A 24,603-nucleotide genomic window follows, 5' to 3' on the forward strand; every position below is an offset into this window, starting at 1 on the left:
CCGGGGCCCTGTTATGGGGCGGGCGCGATCCCTAAGTCGATGCGCTGGCACGCGGCCATCAGGAAATAGATCGCCTCGGCCTCGGTGGGGCGGGTCCGGTCCGTGTCGCCCGTGACTTCCGCGATGAAGGATGCCAGCGACAGGACGCCGGCCTCGGAATATCCCATGCGCCAATCGCCGAAGCGCCGCGCCAGCACGTTTCCGTGGCCCAGAAGGACCAGGTCCGTGTGTCGCGGGTCGTGGCCCAGGCGGTCGTAAAGCTGCCACAGGCTGTCGCTGGGCCCTTCCAGGTACTGGACGAAGCAGCCGTGCTCGGCGTGCAGGAAGCCCGTCAGACCGACGCGCGCATTGTTGCGAATGGAGGTGTCCACGATGTTCCGGCAGGCATCTGACGCGGGATGCACCAAGGCCGTGCTGCGATAGACGAGGTATTGCATCAGTCACGCCTGATCCTGATTTGCATGTCGGAGTATCACGGTCGCGGCGCCGTTTGGCAAGGACGCGACGGCCCGTCGAATCCCGCGCGGACGATCCCCGGATCCGCCAAGCATCCCGCGACGGGCGGCACTTGGCTGCGGGAACATGAATTCGCACCCGACAGGCCACGAAATCGCCCCTTTGAGCGGACAAGCAGGGGCACCTGTCAGGAGTCTGCAATGCTGCCACATTCGCCCATCTCGAGCTTGTCCCTGCCCGTGATCCGCATCCTGATCGGGTCCTACTTCCTTGCCAGCATCGGGTTGATCGACAATTTCGGCAGCGTCGATATCCTGTCGGCCCTCGTGCCCGAACGCGTGGCGCAGGTCTTCACCGCCTCGGTCCTCTATGCCACGTCCCTGAGCGTCATGCTGGGGCTTTTCGTGCGGCCCGCGGCGCTGATCCTGGCGATCTTCTTCTTCTGGTCCAGCTTCATCCAGCACAGTGCCACCTTTTCGTTCCACAACCTGACCGAGTTCTGGCGCGACATGGCGCTGGTGGGCTCGGTCCTGCTGATCGCCGCGACCACGCCGTCTTCGGTGCGCCTGCGGCTGAAGCGAAAGACGCCGCGCCGGGTCCGCGTCGGCACAAACCCGTTCGACGGGCGCACGACGCTGGGCCAAGCGGCCAACACGGTCGTCAAGCCCGGCCTGTCGCGCGCCCGGCCCCGCCCCCAGACCGAAGAGCCGGAAAACATCTTCCGCGAAATGGCGATCTAGCCACCCTTCCCTTGGGCGCGCGGGTGGCATACATCCGCAGCATGGCACCTATCCTACACATCGTCGGCGGCGGCATGGCCGGATCCGAGGCCGCGTGGCAAGCCGCCAATGCGGGGCTAGACGTGGTCATCCACGAAATGCGCCCGCACGTGGAAACGTTCGCGCACCAGACCGGGCACCTGGCCGAGATGGTCTGTTCCAATTCGTTCCGGTCGGACGACGACGAGCAGAACGCGGTGGGGCTTCTGCATTGGGAAATGCGCGCGGCGGGCGGCCTGATCATGCAGATGGCCGACACCCACAAGCTGCCCGCGGGCGGCGCGCTGGCGGTGGATCGCGACGCCTTCGCCGCGGCCGTGACCGAACGGCTGCACGCCCACCCGCGCATCCGCGTCGAGACGGGCGAGATCACGTCCCTGCCCCGCGACGGTCACTGGATCATCGCCACCGGCCCGCTCACCTCGGGCGCGCTGGCCGAAGCGATCCGCGCCGAGACCGGTGCCGAAGCGCTGGCCTTCTTCGACGCGATAGCGCCCATCGTCCATTACGACAGCATCGACATGTCGCAAGCCTGGATGCAGTCGCGCTACGACAAGGGCGACACGGAAGACGAGCGCACGGCCTATTTGAACTGCCCCATGGACCGCGACCAATACGAGGCGTTTATTGACGCGCTGCTGGCCGCCGACAAGACCGAGTTCCACGCGGGCGAGACGGCGGGCTATTTCGACGGCTGCCTGCCCATCGAGGTCATGGCCGAGCGCGGACGCGAGACCCTGCGCCACGGTCCCATGAAACCCGTGGGCCTGACCAACCCGCACGCGCCGGACGTGAAGCCCCACGCCGTGGTGCAGCTACGCCGCGATAACAAGCTGGGCACGCTCTACAATATCGTGGGTTTCCAGACGAAGATGAAATACGGCGCGCAAGCCGATGTTTTCAGGACCATTCCGGGACTTGAGGACGCGCGTTTCGCGCGGCTCGGCGGAATCCATCGCAACACGTTTCTGAACGCGCCGACCTTGCTGGACGCGCAGATGCGCCTGCGCTCGGCCCCGCATATCCGGTTCGCGGGCCAGATCACCGGCGTCGAAGGCTATGTGGAATCCGCCGCAATGGGTCTGCTGGCCGCGCGCCTTGCGGTGGCCGAGATCGTCGGCACGGCCCTGCCGCCGGTGCCCGAAACCTCCGCCACCGGGGCGCTGGTTACGCATATCACCGGCGGGGCCGAGGCCAAGACCTTCCAGCCGATGAACGTGAATTTCGGGCTGTTCCCGCCAGTGGATCTGAAGGGCGGACGCCGGAACCGGCCCGCGCGCTACAAGGCCTATACCGATCGGGCCAAGGCCGATTGGACCGATTGGCTGGCCGCGGGTGACACTGGACGCGCCGCCGCCGAATAGGCGCGTCATGCTGGTCACGCGCTTCGCACCTTCGCCCACAGGCCCGCTGCATCTGGGCCACGCCTATTCGGCGCTGGTGATCCAGCGACTGGCGGGCGACGGTCACGTTCTGCTGCGATTGGAAGACACCGACAGCACCCGGGTGCGCCCCCAATTCGCGACGCAAATCCTGGACGATCTCGACTGGCTGGGGTTCCGCTGGGACGGCGCTGTGCGCACCCAATCCAAGCACCGCGCGGAGTATGACGCGGCCCTGGAGCTACTGGCCGCGCTCGGGCTGCTCTATCCGTGCCGCTGCACGAGGCGCGACATCGCCGATGCCGGTGCGCGGGCGGGCAAGCAGGGTCTGGTCTATCCCGGGTCCTGCCGCGGCCGCCCGATGCGCGAGGCAGAACCGGGCGATGCGCTGCGCCTGGACGTCGCGAAGGCCTTGGAGCGGACCGGGCCGCTGCCGTCGTTCCGCGAACTGGGCCCGCTCCACGCGGGCGCATACCGGCCGGACCCCGAGGACCTGGTGCGCCAGATCGGTGACCCGGTCCTGCGCCGCCGCATGACGCGCGACATCGCCTATGATCTTGCCTGCCCCCATGACGACGCGCTGCAGGGCGTCACCCACGTCATTCGCGGCGCGGATCTGTGGGACAGCACGCCGCTGCACGTCCTGATCCAGACCGTCATGGGATGGCCCGTGCCGCGCTATTACCACCACGCGCTGGTGCGCGACGATACCGGGCGGCGCCTGGCCAAGATCGACCGCTCGAAAGCGATTTCCAAATACCGGAGCGAAGGCCTGAGCCGCGCCGACGTGATCGCGCTGCTGCCCGCCCTGCCCCTTAAGCCTCTGGCGCCATGATCTCGGTCTCGTCGCCGTCCCGGATCGCCGTGAAGAAGCACGATCTTCGCCCGGTGTGGCAGGCCGGGCCCTGCTGCGAGACCAGCACGAGCAGGCAATCGCGGTCGCAATCCACGCGCATTTCGACCAGAGACTGCGTGTGACCACTTGTCTCGCCCTTAACCCAGAAGGCCTGCCGCGAGCGCGACCAGTATGTCACGCGTCCGGTTTCCAGCGTGCGCGCCACCGCTTCGCGGTTCATCCATGCCAGCATCAGAACGTCGCCGCTGTCGGCATCCTGCGCGATGGCGGGGAGCAGTCCGCGGGCGTCGTAGGTCAGGGTGTCGGGGTCGAAAGTCATTCCAAGCTCTCCTTTTCCCGGGGCGCGGAACGCCCTATCTAAAGGCGAGAGCCAAAAAGGAAAAGCCATGGCCGACAGCGACATGATCAAGCTCTACTCGGGCCGGATCCTGGAATTGACCGCCGATATCCCGTTCACCGAGCGGCTTGACTCGCCGGATGCGACCGTGCGGAAGCGCTCGCCGCTATGCGGCTCGTCGGTGACCGTGGACCTGAACGTCGCGGACGGCCGGGTCACGGGATTCGGCCAGGACGTCAAGGCCTGCGCGCTGGGACAGGCCAGCGCCGCCGTCGTGGGACACGCGATCCTGGGACGCACCCGGGCCGAGCTTGAAACCGCGCGCGACCAGTTGAAAGCCATGCTGAAATCCGACGGCCCAGTGCCGGACGCGCCCTTCGACGGTCTGGAAGTCCTGCAGCCGGCCAAGGATTACAAGAATCGCCACGCGTCGATCTTGCTGACCCTCGACGCCGCCACCGAAGCCTTTGCCCAGGCCGAAGCCAGCGCCTGCGCCTGACGCGTCGGCCCACGCTCCGCTTCCTTTCGTCTTCGAAGATCCCGGCCCGAAGGGGACGCCGCCCCCCGCATTGCTTCATCGTGCCCAAAAAAAACCGCCGCGCATCCGGGACGGGATGGCGGCGGAAGGGGCGTAATTCGGACCGGTCGATCCGGGAACATGGGCGTGTCCCGGACGGGATTGGGACAGATGCATCGGTGTTGGGAACGGGGTCGATGCGGGACCGGTTTGAACGATTACGCAGGCAGAAACTGAAAGCTCAGACGATGGGCGGGAAGTGCAGCGCGGCCAGCAGCAGCGCGACCAGTGCGGCCAGTCCGATCACGTCCTCGAGCAACGTATCGCACCGTTTGACCGTTTTCCTGATTTGCTGGATCATCTCGCGTCCTCCGACTGGTGTTGTCACTTTGTTCTCATATTAACCTTTCGGGATCAAGAACTTTAACGGAACATTTGTGAACAAAACGTAACGGATTGGCTAACCGACTGATATCAAACGGATTGCCTTGTCCTTTTCCATCAACCACAGAAGCGTGCGGATCGCTTTCCCCCGGTCAGAGGTTAACGACGGGTCGGCTGCAAGGCTCGCCCGCGCGTCGTCCTGGGCCAGTTTCATCAGCCCGGCCTGCCGTTCCAGATCGGCCACGCGGAAACGTGGCAGGCCCGATTGGGCGTGGCCGATCACGTCGCCCGCCCCCCTGAGCGCCAAATCCTCTTCGGCGATTCGAAACCCGTCCTCGGTCTCGCGCAGGATTTCCAGACGGCGGCGCGCCGTCTCGCCCAGCGGGGCCTGGTAGAGCAAAAGACAGGTCGACGCCGCATCGCCGCGCCCGACCCGGCCGCGCAACTGGTGAAGCTGCGCCAAGCCGAAGCTGTCGGCCCGCTCGATCACCATGATCGACGCGTTGGGCACGTTCACGCCCACTTCGATCACCGTGGTCGCCACCAGCACCGCGGTTTTGCCCGCCACGAAGCGGGCCATGGCCGCATCTTTTTCCGAGGGCGGCATCTGCCCGTGGACCAGCCCCACGTGGTCCGCACCCAGGGCCGCGCGCAAGTTCTTGAAGCGATCTTCCGCGGCGACGAGGTCGCTGACCTCGGACTCGCCGACCAGCGGACAGACCCAGTAGGCCTGGCGTCCTTCGGCGATAGCCGCGCGCAGCCGGTCGATCACGGCATCGGTCCGCTCGGTATTGACCAGCGCGGTTTGAACGGGTTTGCGGCCCCGGGGCTTTTCGTCCAGCACCGACACGTCCATGTCGCCATATTGCGCCAGGCTCAGCGAGCGCGGGATCGGCGTTGCCGTCATCACGAGCACATCCGCCGCGACGCCCTTGGCCCCCAGTTCCAACCGCTGGCGCACGCCAAAGCGGTGTTGCTCGTCCACGATGGCAAGACGCAGATCGTGGAAGACGACGTCCTTCTGGAACACCGCGTGCGTGCCCACGAGGATCTGGATATCGCCCGCTGCGAGTGCGGCCAGCTTGGCGCGCCGCTCGGACCCCTTGTCGCGTCCGGTCAGGATCTCCAGCACGACGCCGACCCGTTCGGCCAGGGGTTGCAGCGCTTCGAGATGCTGGCGCGCCAGGATCTCGGTCGGGGCCATCAAGGCGCCCTGCCCGCCCGCCTCGACCGCAATCAGCAGGGCCAGGAACGCGACCAGCGTCTTGCCCGAGCCCACGTCGCCTTGCAGCAAGCGGTTCATCCGCTGTGGCGATTCCATGTCGTGGGCGATCTCGCTCACGGCGCGCGTCTGTGCGCCAGTCGGGCGGTATTCCAGCGTGTCGAGCACGCGCTGGCGCAGCCTGCCATCGCCCCTGCTGACGAGGCCCGGCCGGGCCCGTCGATTGGCCCGCGCAAGGGCCAGCGTCAGCTGATGAGCGAGCAATTCGTCATAGGCCAGCCGCAGGCGCGCCGGATTGGACGGTGACAGATCCGCGGCCGAAACCGGTGTGTGGGCCTGCTGCATGGCGGCCCGCCATCCGGGCCAGCCTTCGCGCGCCATCAGGTTGGGATCGATCCATTCGGCCAAATGCGGCGCCCGGTCCAACGCCGACTGCACGGCCCGTGTCATCGTCCTGTTGGTCAGGCCCGAGGTCAGCGGATAGACGGGCTCGAACGCCGGGATCGTGTCGGCGTGCTCGGGCGCGACGATGTGATCGGGGTGCACCATCTGCGCCACGCCGTCGAACAGTTCCAGCTTGCCCGACACGACGCGCCTTTGGCCGGTCGGAAGCTGCTTCGACAGCCAGTCGCCCCGCGCGTGAAAGAAGACGACGAAGAAGGACGTTTCGGCATCCCGGACCTCGACCCGCGCGGGGCCCTTGCCCTTGGCCGGTACGTGGCGGCCGACCTCGACCTCGACGGTGACGGTGGCGGGCGGAGTGACATCGCGGATGCTGGCGCGGCGGGTGCGGTCGATGCCAGAATGCGGCAAGGTGAACAGCAGATCGCGCGGGGTCGCGACGCGGAGCTGCGCCAGGGTCTGCGCGCCTTTCGGGCCGATCCCGTCCAGGGTGGTCAGGTCCGCGAAAAGCGGAAACAGGGCTTCGGGGCGGCTCATGCGTCGCCGATCAGGTTCCGCCAACCCTGCTCGTCGAGCGTCTCGATCCCGAGCTCGGCGGCCTTCTTGGCCTTCGAGCCGGACCCGGGCCCCGCGATGACCAGGTCCGTCTTCGAGGATACCGAGCCCGACACCTTGGCGCCCAGGGATTCGGCCCGGGCCTTGGCCTCGGCCCGTGTCATCGTCTCGAGCGCGCCGGTGAACACGACCGTCTTTCCCGCCACCGGGCTGTCGGCGCTGCGGGGTGCGGTGGCTTCCTGGATGTCCAGGAACGCCACAAGGCGGTCGATCGAGGCACGCTCGCGGCTTTGGGCGAAGGTGGTGACAAGGGCATGGGCCGCGACCGTGCCGATCCCGTCGATCGACGTGATCTCGTCCCAGGCCGCGCGCGCGGTCGAGATGTCGGGGGCCTCGCTCCAGATCGCATCCGCGGTGGCCTTGATCTGCGCGCGCCGGTCTTCGCGCTCGGCGCGGGCGCGTTCCTCGACCACGGCGTCTTCGACCTTGGTAAACCTATCGGCGGCGGGCGCGGCGGCGTCGCAGGCGGAGCGCAGGGCCTCCCAGCTGGTGAAGTGACGGGCCAGGTCGGTGGCGGCGACTTCGCCGACATGACGAATGCCCAGCGCGAAGATCAGGCGCGCCAGCGGGATGCGGCGCTTTTCGTCGATGGATCGGAATAGCTTCTGGGCGCTCTTTTCGCCCCAGCCCTCGCGGTTTTTCAGCTGTGTCAGCTGCCCGGGGCCGTGGCGGTCTTCCAACGTGAAGATGTCGGCGGGCTCGGAAATCCAGCCGTCGCGGTAGAATTCCTCGATCAGCTTCGCGCCCAGCCCTTCGATGTCGAAGGCGGCGCGGCTGACGAAATGCTTCAGCTTCTCGACGGCCTGGGCGGGGCAGATCAGCCCACCGGTGCACCGCCGCACCGAATCGCCCGCCTCGCGGATCGCGGCGGATCCGCATTCCGGGCAGGTATCGGGGAAAGCGAAAGGGGCGGCATCGGCGGGGCGCTTCGACAGGTCCACATCCGCGACTTTCGGGATCACGTCGCCCGCGCGATACACTTGGACCAGGTCGCCCACGCGAATGTCGCGGCCATCGCGGATCGGATGGCCCTGGCTGTCGCGCCCGGCGATGTAGTCCTCGTTATGCAGGGTCGCGTTCGACACGACCACGCCGCCGACGGTCACGGGGTTCAGGCGCGCCACGGGACTGAGCGCGCCGGTGCGTCCCACCTGGATCTCGATGGCGTTGAGCCGGGTCCAGGCCAGCTCGGCCGGAAACTTGTGCGCGATGGCCCAGCGCGGCGTGGTCGAGCGCATGCCGAGGCGGCGTTGCAGATCGAGATCGTTGACCTTGTAGACGACCCCGTCGATGTCGTAGCCGAGCGCGCTGCGCTCTTCCTCGATCTTGGCGTAATGCGCCAGCAGCTCGTCCAGCGATCGGCAAAGCCTGGTGTGATCGTTCACGGTGAAGCCCAGTTCCGCCAGCGTTTCGAGCGCCGCGATCTGGGTGTCCCCGATGGATGCCGAAAGCTCGCCCCACGCATAGGCGAAGAAGGCGAGCGGGCGCGCGGCGGTGACGTTCGGGTCCAACTGCCGCAGGGATCCCGCCGCCGCGTTACGTGGATTCGCGAATGGCTTGTTGCCGTCCTGCTCCTGGCGAAGATTGAGTTCGGCGAAGTCCGCGTGGGTCATGTAGACCTCGCCCCGCACTTCGAGGATGTCGGGCGCGCCGCTCAGGGTTTCGGGGATCGTGGCGATGGTCCTTGCGTTGGCGGTGACGTTTTCGCCGACGCTGCCGTCGCCGCGTGTTGCGGCCTGTACCAGCACGCCACGCTCGTAGCGAAGCGACAGGGACAGACCGTCGATCTTGGGCTCGGCGGTGTAGTCGAGGGCTGCGTCCGAGCCCAATCCCAGATAGCTTCTGACCGACTTGTCGAATTCGCGCAGATCGCCTTCGTCGAAGGCGTTTCCTAGGGACAGCATCCGCACCGCGTGCCGGACCTTGGAAAAGCCTTCCGACGGCTCCGCGCCGACCTGGCCGCTTGGCGAGTCCCGCCGCGTGAGCGCGGGGAAGCGCGTCTCGATCGCGAGGTTTCGCTGCTTGAGCCGGTCGTATTCGGCATCGTCGATGAAGGGTGCGTCCTCGGCGTAATAGGCCGTGTTGGCGCGGCTCAGAAGCGACGCGAGACGCTGCAATTCTTGAGCCGCCTGATCCTGGCTCAGCCTGTCGACGGGCACATCCGCAGAAGCCGCGTCGTCGTCCGTCGGCTCGCTCGGCCCTTCAGAATTCTCGACTGCCATCCGCGTTCCCGTCCCGACCGTTCCAGATCGGGTTTTAGGGTGCGGCCCCCGGCACGTCCAGCAGCGCTATCCTGCGGCGGCCACCCGCGCGCTTTCCGCCGCCGCGTCCGGGTCACGCAGGACGTAGCCACGGCCCCAGACGGTTTCGATGTAGTTGTCGCCACCGGTGGCCTGGCTCAGCTTCTTTCGCAATTTGCAGATGAACACGTCGATGATCTTCAGTTCCGGCTCGTCCATGCCGCCGTAGAGGTGGTTCAGGAACATCTCTTTCGTCAGGGTCGTGCCCTTCCGCAGGCTCAGCAGTTCGAGCATCTGGTATTCCTTGCCGGTCAGATGAATCGGCTTGCCCTCGGTCTCGACCGACTTCGCGTCCAGGTTCACGACGATCTTGCCGGTCGGGATGACCGATTGCGCGTGACCCTTCGAGCGGCGGATGATCGCGTGGATCCGTGCGACCAGCTCTTCGCGGTGGAAGGGCTTGGTCAGGTAATCGTCCGCCCCGAAGCCGAACCCCTTGATCTTGGTTTCGGTGTCGTCCGAGCCGGTCAGGATCAGGATCGGCGTGTTGATCCGGGCGAGCCGAAGCTGTCGCAGCACGTCGTGGCCGTGCATGTCCGGCAGGTTCAGGTCCAGAAGGATGAGGTCATAATCGTACAGCTTCGCCAGATCGATCCCTTCCTCGCCCAGATCGGTTGAGTACACGTTCAGATTCGCGTGGGTCAGCATCAATTCGATGCTGCGCGACGTGGTGGGATCGTCTTCGACAAGCAGTACCCGCATCGTAAACTCCGGTTCCATTCATTGGGGCGGAGATTGCGACAGAAAGGTTAATGCCGAGTTACCGCTCGGTTAAGGATACACGATTATGAATATTAACAACCTAAAGTTGTCGATATTTTTGCAAGCGCGTGGTTTTCAGCGCGGCCTCACCGTGGCGATGGACCGCGCGCGCCCAGCTTTCCAGCTCTTCGTCGGATAAATCGTACATGTCGCACGCATCCTGATGTGAGATCAGACCGGCCGTGATCGCCTTTAATACCATGGCCTTGCGACTTGCCACCCATCGCTTCGTGGAGACATCGGGCAGGTCCGCCCGCGTGATAACTTCCCCTCCGGGCAAGGTCACAGCCCGCGGTCCGTCGATTTTCTTGAGATACATGTTCATTCCCCATCCTCTTCCCATGCGGCCGGTCTAAGGCCGGTCCTTTAAGGAGCGGTGAAACCCACGCTTGCGAGTACGGGGCATTTTCCTATATTTCGGTGCAAATCCCCAATGAACCGGACACTCGCCATGGCGCTCGACGCCCCGCTCAATTCGCTCGGCTTCGCCAAGCCGCCCAGCCAGACCCGTGTGGTGGTGGCCATGTCCGGCGGTGTCGACAGTTCGGTCGTGGCCGCCGAGTTGGCCGCCGAGGGCTACGACGTGGTGGGCGTGACGTTGCAGCTTTACGACCACGGCGCGGCTCTGGCCAAGAAGGGGGCCTGCTGCGCGGGCCGCGATATCCACGACGCGCGCCGCGTCGCCGAAACCATGGGCTTCCCGCATTACGTTCTGGACTACGAGAACACCTTCCGCGAGGCGGTGATCGACGAGTTCGCCGACAGCTATCTGGCCGGGGCGACTCCGGTGCCCTGCATCCGCTGCAACGAGCGGGTGAAATTCAAGGATCTGCTGGAAACGGCCCGCGATCTCGACGCCGACTGCATGGCGACCGGGCACTACATCCAGCGCAAAAGCGGCGTGCACGGGCCCGAATTGCATTGCGCCGCCGATGCCGCGCGCGACCAGAGCTATTTCCTGTTCTCGACCACGGCCGCACAGTTGGACTACCTGCGCTTTCCCCTGGGTCACCTGAGCACCAAGGCCGAAACCCGCGCCCTGGCGGCGAAGCACGGGCTGAGCGTGGCGATGAAGCCCGACAGCCAGGACATCTGTTTCGTGCCCAATGGCGACTACGCGTCCGTGATCGAAAAACTGCGCCCCGGCGCCGCCGATCCGGGCGAGATCGTTCACGCCGACGGGCGCGTGCTGGGCGAGCATCGCGGCGTCATCCACTACACGGTCGGCCAGCGTCGGGGGCTGGGGATCGGGGGGCTGAGCGATCCACTTTATGTCGTGAAGCTCGATGTCGAGCGGCGCCAGGTGATCGTCGGCCCGAAAGACATGCTGTCGACCCGCACCGTTCCGGTGCGCGAGATCAATTGGCTGGGGGACGCGCCCTTCACGTCAAGGGATGCATGGGAGATGGGCGTGAAGGTCCGCTCGACCCGCCCGCCGCGCGACGCGGTGATCCGCCCGACCAGCGACACCGAGGCCGAGGTCGAGTTGCTGGTGGCCGAGGAAGGCGTGTCGCCCGGCCAGGCCTGCGTCTTCTACGCACCCGATGGTGGTCGGGTCCTGGGCGGCGGGTGGATCCACAAGGGCTGACGGCGCGCCGGTCGCGGCGTCGGTTTTGGATATTTACAGGAACAAAGATGGCAGTAGGGTCTCGTTAACCTTGCCGGTGCAAGATCGGGAAGCGGTACAGGCGGGGACGCCGATGACCGCAGAACGAAGCTGGACCCGCCCTGCTTGTCACGGGTTCCGGCGCGGGCTTTTCAGGGCAACCCCGCGTCTTTCAAGGGCGCCGCGGCCGATCCGCCGCGCGCGCCTGCTCCATCTTTGTTCTCTCAAATATCCCGGTGCACCAAAACGTGCGCTCGGGACATCGGGTCAGCGCGCAGCGTCCGCTTTCAGCGCCCTGAGACGCCGGATCAGCGCCGACGTGTCCCAGCGACCGCCGCCCAAGGCCTGCACGTCCTTGTAGAACTGGTCCACCAGGGCGGTCACGGGCAGCGCGGCGCCGATCTCGTCGCCGGTGTCCAGGCAGATGCCCAGATCCTTGCGCATCCAGTCCACCGCGAAGCCGTGGTCGAAATCGTCGTCGAGCATCGTCTCGTAGCGGTTCTGCATCTGCCAGCTTCCGGCCGCGCCCTGGCTGATGACCTCGACCACCGCGCGCCCGTCAAGGCCCGCCACTTCGGCGAAATTCAGCGCCTCGCTCAGGCCCTGCACCAAGCCCGCGATGGCGATCTGGTTGCACATCTTCGTCATCTGGCCCGCGCCGCTGTCGCCGATGCGCCGACAGATCTTGGCGTAGACCTCCATCACCGGCAGGGCGCGGTCGAAATCGTCCTGGGCCCCGCCGCACATGATCGACAGCTGACCATTCTCGGCCCCCGCCTGCCCGCCCGAGATCGGCGCATCCACGAAGCCGATCCCCCTGTCGCGGCCGATCTCGGCCAGCTCCCGCGTGACCATCGACGACACCGTGGTGTGATCCACCAGGATCGCGCCCGCTTCCATCCCGGCGAAGGCCCCGTCGTCGCCCAGCACGACCGAGCGCAGATCGTCGTCATTGCCCACGCAGGTCATCACGAAATCGCAATCCCGCGCCGCTTCGCGCGGCGTGGCCGCGTGGTCGCCCCCATGCTCGGATACCCATGACTCGGCCTTGGACGACGTGCGGTTGTAGACGCAGACCTCGTGCCCCGCCGCCTTCAGATGGCCCGCCATGGGATAGCCCATGACCCCCAACCCTACGAATGCCACTTTGGCCATGCCTTCACCTCTGCCTGAGAATTGTCTATGGCCTAACCTACCCCGCGCGGGCCAAGCGTCAAACGCGGACGCCCGCCTGTCCTGATCGCGTCCGAGGCTTCATGATTTCCGTCTTCCGTTGGTCGCTGCGCCTGTTCCTGGGTCTTGCCGTGCTGGTGGGCGTCGCGCTGACCATCGCCTATTGGTTCGCGTCGCGCAGCCTGCCCGATTACAGCGCGAGCTTTACCGTCGACGGCATATCGGGGCCCGTCGAGATCGTGCGCGACAACTCGAACGTGCCGCATATCTTCGGGGCGACCGACCCGGATGTCTATTTCGGGCTGGGCTTTGCGCATGCGCAGGATCGACTGTGGCAGATGATGCTGCTCAGGCGCACCGCCCAGGGGCGTCTGAGCGAGATCTTCGGCGCCCGGACCGCGCGCACCGACGAGCTGTTGCGCAGGCTCGATCTTTACAACCTGTCCGTCCGATCGGTCGAGCATCAAAGCCCCTACGCGCTCAGCGCCCTGCGGGCCTATGCCGCCGGGGTCAATGCCTGGGTGGACGAGGTCAACACGGGCGCGCGCGGACGCGGCGCGCCCGAATTCTTCCTGTTCTCGCCGTCGATCGCGCCGTGGCAGCCCGCCGACTCGATCGCGCTGGGAAAGATCATGGCGCTGCAGCTGAATTCGCATCTGCCCGACGAGGTGCTGCGCGCCCGCGCGTCGCTTCTGCTGAAGGACGATGCGCGCGTCGAGGATATCATGCCGAACCCGAGCGGCAACGGCATCGCCGCCCTGCCGGAATACGCCGCCCTCGCACCCGGTGCGACGGGTCTGCGCTATGCCGAAGCTCCGCGCGACCCGCTGAACCCGGTCCAGCCCGCGGGCCTTGGCGGCGCGTCGAACGCCTGGGCGGCGGCCCCCGACCGCGCGGCCACCGGCGGCACGCTCATGGCCAACGACCCGCACCTGAAGCTGAGCGCGCCGTCGGTGTGGTACCTGGCGCGGCTCGAGCTGCAGTCGGGCGGGGTCATCGGCGGCACCCTGCCCGGCACGCCGGCCGTGCTGCTGGGCCGGTCCCAGACCCTGGGATGGGGCCTGACGTCGTCCTACCTGGACGATGTGGACGTGCATATCGAGCGGCTCAACCCCGACAATCCCGAAGAGCTTCTGACGCCGTCGGGCTGGCAGAAGATGCGCACGCGCACCTCCATCGTGAACATCAAGGACGCCGATCCGATCACCCTGAAGCTGCGGTGGTCCGATAACGGCCCGATCCTGCCCGGACGGCATTTCGACCTGGATACCATCACGCCGCCGGGACACCTGACATCGGTGTCGTGGACGGTTCTGTCGGCGCGCGACACGTCGGTTTCGGCGGGGCTGGACATGATGCGCTCGGGCTCGGTGGACGACGCCATCGCGGCGATGGAGGGCTTCATCGCGCCGTCGCAGAACCTGACGCTGGTCGACCGCGACAAGATCGCGATGAAGATGGTCGGCGCGGCCCCCCAGCGCGACGACGCGCACCAGTCCAAGGGCCGCCTGCCGACGCCCGGTTGGATCGCCGCGAACCGCTGGGACGGGCGCCTGGCCTATACGACCAACCCCGAATTCGTGGCCCCCGAGGGCGGCATCGTCGGCAACACCAACAACAAGATTGTCGACCGCCCCTTTCCGCTGCACGTGTCCTATAAGTGGGGCGACACCCAGCGCGTGCAGCGCTGGCGTCGCCTCATGCAAAGCCGCGAGGTCCACACCCGCGAGTCGTTCATGGAGGCGCAGCTCGACACCGTCAGCTTCACCGCGCGCTCGCTTCTGCCGCTGGTGGGCGCGGATCTGTGGTTTACCGGCGAAGCCGCGCCCGACGGCACGCCCGAGCGTCTGAGCCAGCGCGCGCTCGAGTTGCTGGCGAGTTGGAACGGCGAGATGAACGAACACCTGCCCGAGCCGCTGATTTATGCAGCGTGGATGCGCGCCTTGCAGGAGCGGCTGATCCGCGACGAGTTGGGGCCGCTGGCCGATGAATTTTCCCGGCTCGAGCCGCTTTTCATCGAGCGGGTGTTCCGCGACATCGACGGCGCATCGGTTTGGTGCGACGTGCAGCAATCGGCGCGGGTCGAGACCTGCACCGACATGGCGCGCCTGTCGCTGGACGACGCGCTGATCTGGATTTCCGAGCGCTACGGCACCGCGCTGGAAAGCTTGCGCTGGGGCGACGCGCACGAAGCGCTGCACGAGCATCCCGTGCTGGGCGAGGTCGCGGGCCTGTCGTGGCTGGTCAACATCCGCCAGTCCACCTCGGGCGGCGACAATACCCTGCGCCGCGGTCGCACCAAGGGCACCGGCCCCGATCCGTTCCTGAACGTCAGCGGCGCCGGGTATCGCGGCATTTACGACTTCGCGGATCCGGATTCGTCTTTGTTCGTGATCTCGACGGGCCAGTCGGGCCATCCGCTGTCGCGGCATTACGACGATCTGGGCGAGTTGTGGCGACGGGGCGAATATATCCCCATGGCGCTGGATCCGGACCTGGCGCGCGCGGCGTCGGTCGGCATCACCACGCTGACGCCCCCGGATTAGAAGAGCGACCCAATCGCGTAGGCGACGCAAGCCGCGGCACCGCCAATGGCCAACGTCTCTGCGCCCGAGCGCCACCAGGGTGCCAGCGACCAGTGGCTTTTCGCGGCGCCGATGGCGAAGAAAACGACCATGGTCATCACGCTGGATACCCGGAAGGCGTCGTCAAGCCCCACGAAGAACGGCAAGAGCGGCACCAGTCCCGCCACGATGAAGGCGCCGAATGTCGCCAGCGCCGCGCGCATTGGGTGCGGCTCGACCGAGCTTAGTCCGTATTCGCCGTCCAGCATCAGCTTCAGCCAGTTTTCGCGACTGGACGTGATCTGGGCCGTCGCATCCTGAAGCACCTGCCCCGACAACCCCTTCTGGCGCAGGATCTCGCACACCTCGCGCCGCTCGCCTTCGGGGTCGGTGGCGATGTGGCGCGCTTCGATCGCGCGCAGCCTCTTGATGTCGTCGACCTCGGCCTTGGTGGCCGAGTAATTGCCCGCCGCCATGGAAAAGCCGTCGGCGAAGACATTGGCCAGACCCAGCGCCACGATGACGAAGGGAGACAGGCCCGCCCCGGCCACGCCCGCGACGATGGCGAAGGTGGTCACGGCGCCGTCGATGGCGCCATAGACCACGTCGCGCAGGTAGCCGCGGCCCCGCGGCGCTTCGATGCGGGTGCGGATCTCGTCGTGGCTGTGACCGTGTTCGGACATGGTCCTCTGATCCTAGCGCCCCCGGAACAGCCCGCCCAGGATCCCGCGCACGATGCGCCGCCCGGTGGTGCCTTTCAGTTCCTTGATGACGACCTTGGTCATCGCCTCGCCGAAGCTGTCGCCGCGGCCGGTGCGGCGCGTGGACTGCGAGGTGGAGCGCTCGACCGCCGTGCCGGAATAGCGGCGTCCGGCGCGGAATTCGCGTTCGGCGGCCTCGGCCTGCTGTTCGCGCGCCTCGGCGGCGGCGGCTTCCTGGGCGGCCTGCTCGGCGCGGGCGGTGAGCATCTCGAAGGCGCTGGTGCGGTCCTTCACCGCTTCGTATTTCCCGGCGATGGGCGAGTTGTCGATGACCGCGCGCCGCTCGGCGTCGGTGATCGGACCCAGCTGCGACGACGGGGGGCGGATCAGCGTGCGTTCGACCACGCCCGGGGCGCCCTTTTCGACCAGGAAGGACGTGACCGCCTCGCCCACGCCGACCTCGCGAATGGCGACTTCGGTGTCGAAACGGGGGTTGTCGCGATAGGTGTCGGCGGCGCGCGCCAGCGCCTTCTGATCGCGCGCGGTGAAGGCGCGCAGCGCGTGCTGAACGCGGTTGCCCAGCTGGCCCAGCACGTCTTCGGGGATGTCGTCGGGGGTCTGGGTGATGAAATAGACGCCGACGCCCTTGGACCGGATCAGCCGCGCCACCTGTTCCACCTTGTCGACCAGCGCCTTGGGCGCGTCGTCGAAGAGCAGGTGCGCCTCGTCGAAGAAGAACACCAGCTTGGGTTTGTCGGGATCGCCCACCTCGGGCAGCTCCTCGAACAACTCGGACAACAGCCACAGCAGGAACGTGGCATAGAGCTTGGGCGACGACATCAGGGTGCCCGCGTCCAGGATGTTGATCCGGCCGCGCCCGTCGGTGTCGGTGCGCATGATGTCGGACAGCTCCAGCGCCGGTTCGCCGAAGATCTGCTTGCCGCCCTGGTTTTCCAGCACCAGAAGCCGCCGCTGGATCGCGCCGATGGACGCCTTGCTGACATTGCCGTAGCGCAGGCTCAACGCGTCGCCATTCTCGCCCACCCAGACCAGCAGCGCCTGCAGGTCCTTCAGGTCCAGCAACGGCATCCCCTGCTCGTCGGCGATGCGGAAGGCGATGTTGATGATGCCCTCCTGCGCCTCGGTGGCGTCCAGCAGCCGCGACACCAGAAGCGGGCCCATTTCAGCCACGGTGGTGCGCACCGGGTGGCCGTTCTGGCCGAAAAGATCCCAGAAGGTGACCGGGAAGGCGGCGTAGCTGTAATCGGTGAAGCCGATGGTCGCAGCGCGGCTGGTGAAGGCGTCGTGCAGCTTGAAGGCGGGGCTACCCGCCCGTGCCAGGCCCGAGAGATCCCCCTTCACGTCGGCCAGGAAGACCGGCACGCCGCGCGCCGAGAAGCTTTCGGCAAGGATCTGCAGCGTCACCGTCTTGCCGGTGCCCGTGGCGCCCGCGATCAGACCGTGACGGTTGGCGTATCGCAGGCGAAGCACCTGGGGCGCGGCGTAACCTTCGCCGGCGCCGCCCACGAAGATGTCGGTCTCGGTCATGCGCCCAAATCCCCCGTCCAGCCAATATGCGCCGAAATCAATACATGGTTAATCAATTTGTGCCAGTATGTGTGTGTCGGGCGTCCAGATTTGGTGGCCCGGCACCTCCCTGATGGACTGGTCGCGCCCCATGGCGCGGCCTTTTTTTTGGGCGTCGGGCATGTCAAAAGACATTGCGGACAGCCCAAGTGACGCAACGAAAAATTGTGTGTTGACGGGCACAGTGTTTGCTTCTAGCGTCGCCGCAATAACAAGCTGGCCAGTCCAGCAGGGAGAACGCGACGATCGACAAAGGCCCCCTTGCCGGGGCCTTTTTCACGTCTGGACGGGGCCGGAAATCGGGCCTGACAGTCCTTCCCGAAACTGCTAGAGCAGCCCCATTCTCACACGATCAACGATGGACCAGACATGTTGCAGAAGACCAAAACCCTGACGATGATCGCTTTCATGGCCCTGTCCGGAGCGTCAGTCGCGCTGGCGCAGGACGACGCGGCCGCCACCGACACCGCGGACGAGCCCGCCGCCGCCGCTGAGCCCGCAGCCGAGGGCGCGGACGCGGCCCCGGCCGAGCCCGATCTGAACATGGGCGAAAGCGTCGAGGACGCGAATGCCGTCGGCCGGTCCTTCGTCGCCGCGAATTTCGGCGACTGGGAGCAGCGCTGTGTCCGCACCGCCGATGGTGCCGATCCCTGCCAGCTTTACCAGCTTCTGAAGGACAGCAACGGCAACGCCGTCGCGGAAATGAGCATCTTCGCCCTGCCCCCGGGTCAGCAGGCCGCAGCGGGCTCGACCATCATCACGCCGCTCGAAACGCTGCTCACCCGCCAGGTGACCATCGGCGTGGATGGCGGGCAAGCCAAGCGCTACCCGTTCGACTTCTGCGCCGAAGCAGGCTGCTTTGCCCGCGTGGGCTTCACCGCCGCAGAAGTGTCCGCGTTCAAGCGCGGCAACGAGGCGCAGCTGACCATCGTGCCCGCGGCCGCACCCGATCAGACGATCAACCTGACCATTTCGCTGTCCGGCTTCACGGCGGGATACGACGCGGTCAGCGCGGCCAATGCCGACAACCCGACCCGCGCCCAGGAATAGCGCGACTGCCGCGCGCGGGATCGCCCGCGCGCGGCCTCAGGCCCGCTTCAGGGCCAGCACCGCGTTGAGCCCGCCGAAGGCGAACGCGTTCGACAGCGCCACCGACACCTGCGCCTCGCGCGCCACATTGGGCACCACGTCCAGGGCGCATTCGGGATCGGGCTCTTCGTAGCCGATCGTGGGTGCGATCACGCCGTCGCGCAGCGCCATGATGCAGGCCAGCAGCTCGACCGCGCCGGTGCCGCCGATCAGGTGACCGTGCATGGACTTCGTGGACGAGATCATCAGCTCGTTCGCGTGCCGTCCGAACACATCGGCCACGGCCGCGCATTCCGTCTTGTCGTTGGCCGCCGTGCCGGTGCCGTGGGCGTTGATGTAGCCCACGTCCTCGAGCGCGACGCCCGCGTCCTTCACCGCCCCCGCGATGGCGCGCGCAGCACCCTGCTTGGAGGGCATCACGATATCGGCTGCGTCCGACGACATGGCGAAGCCCGCGACCTCGGCCAGGATCTCGGCGCCGCGCGCCTTCGCGTGGTCGTATTCCTCGAAGACGAACATGCCGGCGCCCTCGCCCTGCACCATGCCGTTGCGCGTGGCCGAGAACGGGCGGCACGCATCCTTCGACATGACCCGCAGACCTTCCCACGCCTTCACGCCGCCAAAGCACAGCATCGCTTCGGTGCCGCCGGTGACCATCACGTCCGCAAGCCCCGTGCGGATCATGTGGAACGCCTGGCCCATGGCGTGATTGCTGGACGCGCACGCCGTGGACACCGTGAAGCTGGGGCCCTTCAGGTTGTGCTGCATCGACACGTGGCTGGTGGCCGCGTTGTTCATCAGCTTCGGGACCACGAAGGGATGCACCCGGTTCTTGCCCTCTTCGTAGACCGCGCGGTAATTTTCGTCCTGGGTATTCAGCCCCCCGCCGGAAGTGCCCATGACGACGCCAGACCGCGCGGCAAGATCCCCCGCGAAGGTCAGGCCGGACTGGGCGATGGCCTCGTTCGCGGCCAGAAGGGCGAACTGGGTGAACCGGTCGTAAAGCGCGATCTGCTGGCGGTTGAAATGCTCGGCCTCGTCATAGCCGTGGATCTGACCGCCGATCTGCACCGACAGCCGGTCCACGTCGCGGATGTCGAGTTGCGAGATCCCGCACCGGCCCTCGCGCATGGCCTCCAGCGTCTCGGGGACCGAAGTTCCCAGGGCGTTGATCGTCCCCGCGCCGGTGATGACGACGCGCCTCACGCCTCTTGCGCCGCCTTCAGGCCCTCCACCGCGCCGACGATGGCCGCCACGGTCGAGATGTCGAAATCGCCCGCTTTCGGATCGTTGGCGTTGAACGGCACCGAGACGTCGAATTCCTCTTCGATGGCGAAGATCGCTTCGACCAGGCCCAGACTGTCGATCCCCAGGTCTTCCAGGCTTTGGGTCGGCTTGATATCGGACGGCTCGAGCATCGCCTGCTCGGCCAGGATCGCGATCACCTTCTGCTTGACGTCATCGGCCATGGGTCCGCCCTTCTGCTTCGGGCGAAGATTTAGTCATTCGCGTCCGGATTTAAAACCCGTTTCTGCCCTGCAGCAAGATCGCGCATCATGCGGGGCAAGCGGCGCAGCGCCTTGTAAATCTCGACATGCTGATCCATCCGCACCGCGGGCGTCCCGGCCATGACGCGGCCATCGGGCACGTTCGACAACACGCCCGTGCCGCCGGTGATGATGCAGTCATCGCCCACCTTCAGGTTGTCGCCGACGCCCGATTGCCCGCCGAAGACGCAGCGGTCGCCCACAACGGTCGATCCGGCGATGCCGGTCTGGGCGGCACACAGGCAGTCCCGCCCCATCACGACGTTATGGGCGATATGCACCATGTTATCGAGCTTGCAGCCGCTTCCGATCCGCGTTGCCCGGATCGTGCCGCGGTCGATGGTGGTGTTCGCGCCGATCTCGACATCGTCGCCGATCTCGACACCACCCAGCGAATGGATGCGGGTCCAGCTCTGCTGCGTGATCTCGCCCTGGTCGCCCAGCGATTGGCGCGCGCGCTCGACGCCCGAGGTTTCGGGGGTCACGAAGGACAACCCGTCCGAGCCCACCACCGCGCCGGGATGCGCCATGAAGCGATCGCCGATGGTGACGGCGTACTGCAGCGTCACGTGGGGGTGCAGCAACGCGTCATCGCCCAGCCGGACGCCCGCGCCGATCACGCAATGGGCCGAGATCCTGGCGTTCGCACCCACCACCGCATCGCGCCCAATCACCACGAACGGCCCGATGGCCGGGTTCGCGCCGATCCGCGCGCTGGGGTGGATCACCGCGCTGTCGTGGATGCCGGGGGCCAGGTCGGGGCCGGGATCGACCATGGCGCTCAGATGGGCCATGGCCAGCCGGGGACGTTGCACGAACAGCGCGCCCTTCAATCCCAGCGCTTGCCAGTCCGCGCCGTCCCACAGGATCGCGGCCTGCGCGCTGCCTTCGCCCAACCGTTCGGCGTATTCGGGCTTCATCGCCAGGGCCAGGTCGGTGGGCCCGGCATCGGCAGGCTCGGCTGCCCCGGTGATCTTGAGCGACGCATCCCCCACCAGCCGGGCGCCCAGCCCGTCCGCGATCTTGCCGAGTGTGAGGGCCATGCAGCCGTCCTTTTGCCGGGAAGGTTCCGGCGTCAGGCTTAGCTGCCCGCGCCCGGCAGCACCACCCCGGCCGCAAGCAGCGCGTTCAGCACTCGCGCATTGCGACCATAGACATCGCGGCGATATTCGACGCCGCCCTCGGGCTTGGCGATGGCCGTGCGATAGACCAGGTGGACCGGCAGCGGGTTTTCGAGGTTGACCCGGGATTCCCGTCCGGTGCGCAGGTGGCGCTGGAACTCGGCCTCGGGGTTGTCGGTCTGCATCGACAGCAGCGCGTAGGCGAATTCGAACGGATCGTTCAGCCGGATGCAGCCATGCGAGAACGCGCGCACGTCGTTCGAGAACAGGTTTTTGGCAGGCGTGTCATGCAGATAGATGTTGTACTTGTTGGGGAACATGAACTTCACCAGCCCAAGCGCGTTCTGCGAACTGGGCGGTTGGCGCATCGAGTACGGGAAGCTGCGCGCGGAAAACTGGCTGAACCCGGCGCCGCGATTCACCTTGCGCCCGCGACGGTCGGTGATTTCGAGATAGCTGAGCGCGTAGGGGTTGCGCTTCAGCGTGGGCAGGTATTCGTTGACCGCGATCGAGCGCGGAACGTACCAGCTGGGGTTGATGACCATGTGTTCCATGACGTCCGAGAATTCGGGCGTGCGGCGACCTTCCTGGTCCTTGCCGATAACCGACTTCGTCTCGAAGAACGTCTCGCCATCGACCACGATCTTGGCCTTGAAGTCGGTCAGGTTGACCCAGACGTGGCGCTGGCCCAGGTCGCGGTTCATCCAGCGTTCGCGCTCCATGGACACAAGGACGTGGCCCAGGCGATCCACCGGCGACCGGTTGAGTTCGCTCAACGTGTTGCCGCCCACGATCCCGTCCTCGGCCAGGCCGTGATCGGCCTGGAACCGCTCGACCGCGCGGCGCATCTCGTCGTCGAACAGGCTGGTATCGCTGCGGCCCAGATAGCCAAGCGCGATCAAGCGGTCGCGCACCGACACTACGGCGGGGCCGCTCTGGCCCGGCTCGATCTTGATATCGGGGATCAGCGCACCGAGGCCGCCCCGGGCGATCGCCTGCTCGAGTCGCACCTTTTCGCGCACCAGTCGGGTGTATTCGACCGAGCCGGGCGTCAGTGCTTCCAGGAACGTGTTCGGGCGCGCGCGCTCGAAACTGCGCAACAGCTCCAGCCCGTCGCGCAAAGGGGCTTCGCGCTTGATGTTGCCGTCGACCTGGTTCGGGGCAAGGATCCCGGTCTCGATATCCCGGGCGAAACGCAGGAACAGTCGGCTCAGGGCGACCTCGACACGGCCGCGGTCACGCTCGGAGCGCGCGCTGGCCATCAGGTCGCGCAAGATGCTTTCGTCGTAAAGGCCGCGCGGCAGCCCGTGCAGATCAGCCTTCGCCACGATGGACAGGAACGCTTCACGCCGGGCCTTGTCGTCCGAATCACGACCCGTCCAGAGGGGCTCGTATCCGGTCTCGCGGTAGAAGGCCGACAGCGTGTCATCCTCGGCGGCGGACACCGCGACCGCCTGTTTGAAGGCCGTGACCTGCGACAATGCAACACTCGGGGCCAGCGACAGCCCCGTCAGCAGGAGCATGCTCGCCACAAGGCGACGCGGTTTTTCGGCATCAAACATCTGGTCATCCTCAAATCGAACAGCAGAACCCCAAGTGCTTGATTTGGCCTGCATCCTTTGAACTCACAAGACAGCAATTCGGGTCCGCGATCCATACACACAATTGCGAGTGACCTTGCGGCAACATTTTTGTCCGAACGTACACGCGGCGTTAACCTTACCGATTTAAGCAAGTTATTGCCGAAGTGATGGAACCAAATGGGATTACGACCTTCATGACCTTGGTTGCCGGACGAAGTCGTGGCATAACGTCGTCACGAGACACGAGGCTAGATAAAAGTCGCGATTAACGCGGCTGGCAGGAAAATCGGAAACGGGACGCACTCTTCATGGCAAGCAACAGCACGACGCGCCTCACGCGGCGCGGTCTTCTTGGCGCATTCGCTGCAACCACGCTCGTGGCAGCGCCGACATATTCCAACGCGTTCGGGATACTTCGCGGTGCTGGCGACATCCGCCGCATCAAGATGTATAACGGCCGAACCGGCGAGAACATGGACACGATCTACTGGGTCGAGGGCAATTACATCAAGGACGCCCTGGACGAGGTGAACCACTTCATGCGCGATTGGCGCAACAACAAGGTTCGGGGCATCGATACCCGCACGGTCGACATCATGGCGGCTGCCCACAACCTGATGGACACGACTGAGCCTTACCAGCTGATCTCGGGCTATCGCTCGCCGGAGACCAACGCGATGCTGCGCTCGCGCTCGAACGGCGTGGCCAAGAATTCGCGTCACCTGAAGGGCGAAGCGGCCGATTTGCGGATGAACGCGCGCTCGGTCAACCAGATGTACCGCGCGGCATCGGCCTGCGCCGCGGGTGGCGTGGGACGGTATTCGTCGTCCAACTTCGTCCACATGGATTGCGGCCCGGTCCGCAGCTGGGGTCGGTAAGGACACCCTGCCCCCCTGACAGTATGGATGCCCGCGCCACAGGTCGCGGGCATTTTCGTTTGGCTCAGGCTGAGTCCCAAGCCAGCACCCCGTCCGCAAGCTCGACCAACGACGTGCCGGTCACGTCAGGGCGGGCCATGACCGACGGCCAGCCTTCGCCGTGCCGCGACACGAACCCGGTGGTGTAATCTGCATTCGCGGCGCCCGCGCAGTCCCAGGGATGGACGGCGAAAAGCGCCATTTGCGATGTCGGCACACCGGCGACCTGCGCCGCATGCTCGTAGACCTCGGGGGCGGGTTTCCAGCGCCCGATCTCGGTGATCGAGATCACCCGTTCGACCAGCGAATCCAAGCCGTTATGCTCCAGAATCTTTCGCGTCACGTCTTCGCTGCCGTTGGTCAGCGCCAGCACCCGGATCCCGGCAGCGCGCAACCGCGTCATGGCGGGCGCGGCGTCTGGATGGACGTCGAGCGTGGCGAAGCCGTCGATGACGTTGGACACCTGCTCGTCCGACAGGCCCAAGGCGGCGAGCGAGGATTTTGCGAGATCGGGGAACGGCGTGAACTGCCCGATCGTGTCGAGCGCGAAGGCATCCCGCAGAAGACCGGCGAACCACGTCTCCATCCGGTGTCCCGCAAGGCCTGCCACTTCGAAGCGCGGACGCAGCTTTTCCAGCGAAAAGGTCGTTTCGACCATGTCGAACGCAACGCAGGCGGGTCTTTGGGGCATGGGCACTCCTTG

The 24,603-nt window shown here is 66.2% G+C and carries 21 protein-coding genes and 1 pseudogene; 8 read left to right on the forward strand and 14 right to left on the reverse strand.

What is annotated here, in order from left to right:
* Positions 1-11 precede the first annotated feature (11 nt).
* Positions 12-437: a BLUF domain-containing protein gene (locus ILP92_RS09510; protein WP_198916149.1), complete on the reverse strand. Its 426-nt coding sequence runs from the start codon at positions 435-437 to the stop codon at positions 12-14.
* Between the two features lie 219 nt (positions 438-656).
* On the opposite strand from ILP92_RS09510, the gene ILP92_RS09515 reads away from it, so the two are divergent.
* The 3 genes from ILP92_RS09515 to gluQRS are packed head-to-tail and all read left to right on the forward strand — an operon-like array spanning position 657 to position 3,452.
* Positions 657-1,196, forward strand: a complete 540-nt coding sequence (locus tag ILP92_RS09515) for a DoxX family protein (RefSeq protein WP_198916150.1) — start codon at positions 657-659, stop codon at positions 1,194-1,196.
* A 41-nt stretch (positions 1,197-1,237) separates the two neighbouring features.
* The gene (gene trmFO, locus ILP92_RS09520) at positions 1,238-2,599 is read left to right on the forward strand and encodes a methylenetetrahydrofolate--tRNA-(uracil(54)-C(5))-methyltransferase (FADH(2)-oxidizing) TrmFO (protein WP_198916151.1); all 1,362 of its coding nucleotides are present in this window, start codon (positions 1,238-1,240) and stop codon (positions 2,597-2,599) included.
* Positions 2,600-2,606: 7 nt separating this feature from the next.
* Positions 2,607-3,452, forward strand: coding sequence for a tRNA glutamyl-Q(34) synthetase GluQRS (gluQRS, locus tag ILP92_RS09525; protein ID WP_198916152.1), 846 nt, complete (start codon positions 2,607-2,609; stop codon positions 3,450-3,452).
* On the opposite strand, the gene hisI is transcribed toward gluQRS, so the two are convergent.
* Positions 3,433-3,792, reverse strand: a complete 360-nt coding sequence (gene hisI / locus ILP92_RS09530; RefSeq protein ID WP_198916153.1) for a phosphoribosyl-AMP cyclohydrolase — start codon at positions 3,790-3,792, stop codon at positions 3,433-3,435. The two genes, gluQRS and hisI, sit on opposite strands and share 20 nt — an antisense overlap.
* A gap of 67 nt (positions 3,793-3,859) precedes the next feature.
* Here hisI and ILP92_RS09535 point away from each other — a divergent pair, with 67 nt between their 5' ends.
* Complete coding sequence (locus ILP92_RS09535) at positions 3,860-4,309, forward strand: iron-sulfur cluster assembly scaffold protein (RefSeq protein ID WP_198916154.1); 450 nt, start codon at positions 3,860-3,862, stop codon at positions 4,307-4,309.
* Positions 4,310-4,787: 478 nt separating this feature from the next.
* Here the strand turns inward: ILP92_RS09535 and recG are convergent, their stop codons facing one another.
* The 4 genes from recG to sciP form a co-directional block, all read right to left on the reverse strand.
* Positions 4,788-6,872: an ATP-dependent DNA helicase RecG gene (recG, locus tag ILP92_RS09540; protein ID WP_198916155.1), complete on the reverse strand. Its 2,085-nt coding sequence runs from the start codon at positions 6,870-6,872 to the stop codon at positions 4,788-4,790.
* Positions 6,869-9,172 carry an NAD-dependent DNA ligase LigA gene (gene ligA, locus ILP92_RS09545; protein WP_198916156.1) on the reverse strand — a complete coding sequence of 768 codons (2,304 nt, stop codon included), beginning with the start codon at positions 9,170-9,172 and terminating at the stop codon, positions 6,869-6,871. The genes recG and ligA overlap by 4 nt, the downstream gene beginning before the upstream one ends.
* A 66-nt stretch (positions 9,173-9,238) precedes the next feature.
* Entirely contained in the window at positions 9,239-9,952 is a 714-nt protein-coding gene (gene ctrA, locus ILP92_RS09550) for a response regulator transcription factor CtrA (protein WP_198916157.1), read from the reverse strand.
* A gap of 100 nt (positions 9,953-10,052) precedes the next feature.
* On the reverse strand, positions 10,053-10,331 hold the full coding sequence (gene sciP, locus ILP92_RS09555; RefSeq protein ID WP_198916281.1) for a CtrA inhibitor SciP: 279 nt from the start codon (positions 10,329-10,331) through the stop codon (positions 10,053-10,055).
* Positions 10,332-10,463: 132 nt separating this feature from the next.
* Between sciP and mnmA the strand changes: the two genes are divergently transcribed.
* A complete protein-coding gene (gene mnmA, locus ILP92_RS09560; protein WP_198916158.1) occupies positions 10,464-11,600 on the forward strand; it encodes a tRNA 2-thiouridine(34) synthase MnmA in 1,137 nt (378 codons plus the stop codon).
* Positions 11,601-11,885: 285 nt separating this feature from the next.
* On the opposite strand, the pseudogene ILP92_RS09565 reads toward mnmA, so the two are convergent.
* A pseudogene (locus tag ILP92_RS09565) lies at positions 11,886-12,839 on the reverse strand (NAD(P)-dependent oxidoreductase); the annotation flags it as partial.
* A 35-nt stretch (positions 12,840-12,874) separates the two neighbouring features.
* Between ILP92_RS09565 and ILP92_RS09570 the strand changes: the two are divergent.
* Positions 12,875-15,337, forward strand: coding sequence for a penicillin acylase family protein (locus tag ILP92_RS09570; protein WP_198916160.1), 2,463 nt, complete (start codon positions 12,875-12,877; stop codon positions 15,335-15,337).
* Here the strand turns inward: ILP92_RS09570 and ILP92_RS09575 are convergent.
* Positions 15,334-16,038, reverse strand: coding sequence for a VIT1/CCC1 transporter family protein (locus ILP92_RS09575; RefSeq protein ID WP_198916161.1), 705 nt, complete (start codon positions 16,036-16,038; stop codon positions 15,334-15,336). The two genes, ILP92_RS09570 and ILP92_RS09575, sit on opposite strands and share 4 nt — an antisense overlap.
* Before the next feature lie 12 nt (positions 16,039-16,050).
* A complete protein-coding gene (locus ILP92_RS09580; RefSeq protein WP_198916162.1) occupies positions 16,051-17,604 on the reverse strand; it encodes a helicase HerA-like domain-containing protein in 1,554 nt (517 codons plus the stop codon).
* A gap of 408 nt (positions 17,605-18,012) precedes the next feature.
* Here ILP92_RS09580 and ILP92_RS09585 point away from each other — a divergent pair, with 408 nt between their 5' ends.
* Entirely contained in the window at positions 18,013-18,693 is a 681-nt protein-coding gene (locus ILP92_RS09585; protein ID WP_235971291.1) for an invasion associated locus B family protein, read from the forward strand.
* A gap of 36 nt (positions 18,694-18,729) precedes the next feature.
* Here the strand turns inward: ILP92_RS09585 and ILP92_RS09590 are convergent, their stop codons facing one another.
* The 4 genes from ILP92_RS09590 to ILP92_RS09605 are packed head-to-tail and all read right to left on the reverse strand — an operon-like array spanning position 18,730 to position 22,962.
* Entirely contained in the window at positions 18,730-19,938 is a 1,209-nt protein-coding gene (locus ILP92_RS09590; protein ID WP_198916163.1) for a beta-ketoacyl-[acyl-carrier-protein] synthase family protein, read from the reverse strand.
* A complete protein-coding gene (locus tag ILP92_RS09595) occupies positions 19,935-20,201 on the reverse strand; it encodes an acyl carrier protein (protein ID WP_198916164.1) in 267 nt (88 codons plus the stop codon). Before ILP92_RS09595 ends, ILP92_RS09590 begins: the two co-directional genes overlap by 4 nt.
* A gap of 29 nt (positions 20,202-20,230) precedes the next feature.
* Positions 20,231-21,322, reverse strand: a complete 1,092-nt coding sequence (lpxD, locus tag ILP92_RS09600; protein ID WP_198916165.1) for a UDP-3-O-(3-hydroxymyristoyl)glucosamine N-acyltransferase — start codon at positions 21,320-21,322, stop codon at positions 20,231-20,233.
* A 38-nt stretch (positions 21,323-21,360) separates the two neighbouring features.
* A complete protein-coding gene (locus ILP92_RS09605; protein ID WP_198916166.1) occupies positions 21,361-22,962 on the reverse strand; it encodes a L,D-transpeptidase family protein in 1,602 nt (533 codons plus the stop codon).
* A gap of 329 nt (positions 22,963-23,291) precedes the next feature.
* On the opposite strand from ILP92_RS09605, the gene mepK reads away from it, so the two are divergent.
* Positions 23,292-23,861 carry a peptidoglycan L,D-endopeptidase MepK gene (gene mepK, locus ILP92_RS09610; protein WP_198916167.1) on the forward strand — a complete coding sequence of 190 codons (570 nt, stop codon included), beginning with the start codon at positions 23,292-23,294 and terminating at the stop codon, positions 23,859-23,861.
* Positions 23,862-23,925: 64 nt separating this feature from the next.
* Here the strand turns inward: mepK and ILP92_RS09615 are convergent, their stop codons facing one another.
* Complete coding sequence (locus tag ILP92_RS09615) at positions 23,926-24,591, reverse strand: HAD-IA family hydrolase (RefSeq protein ID WP_198916168.1); 666 nt, start codon at positions 24,589-24,591, stop codon at positions 23,926-23,928.
* Positions 24,592-24,603: the final 12 nt, after the last annotated feature.

The sequence above is a fragment of the Palleronia pontilimi genome (genome assembly GCF_016412875.1).
Taxonomy (GTDB): domain Bacteria; phylum Pseudomonadota; class Alphaproteobacteria; order Rhodobacterales; family Rhodobacteraceae; genus Palleronia; species Palleronia pontilimi.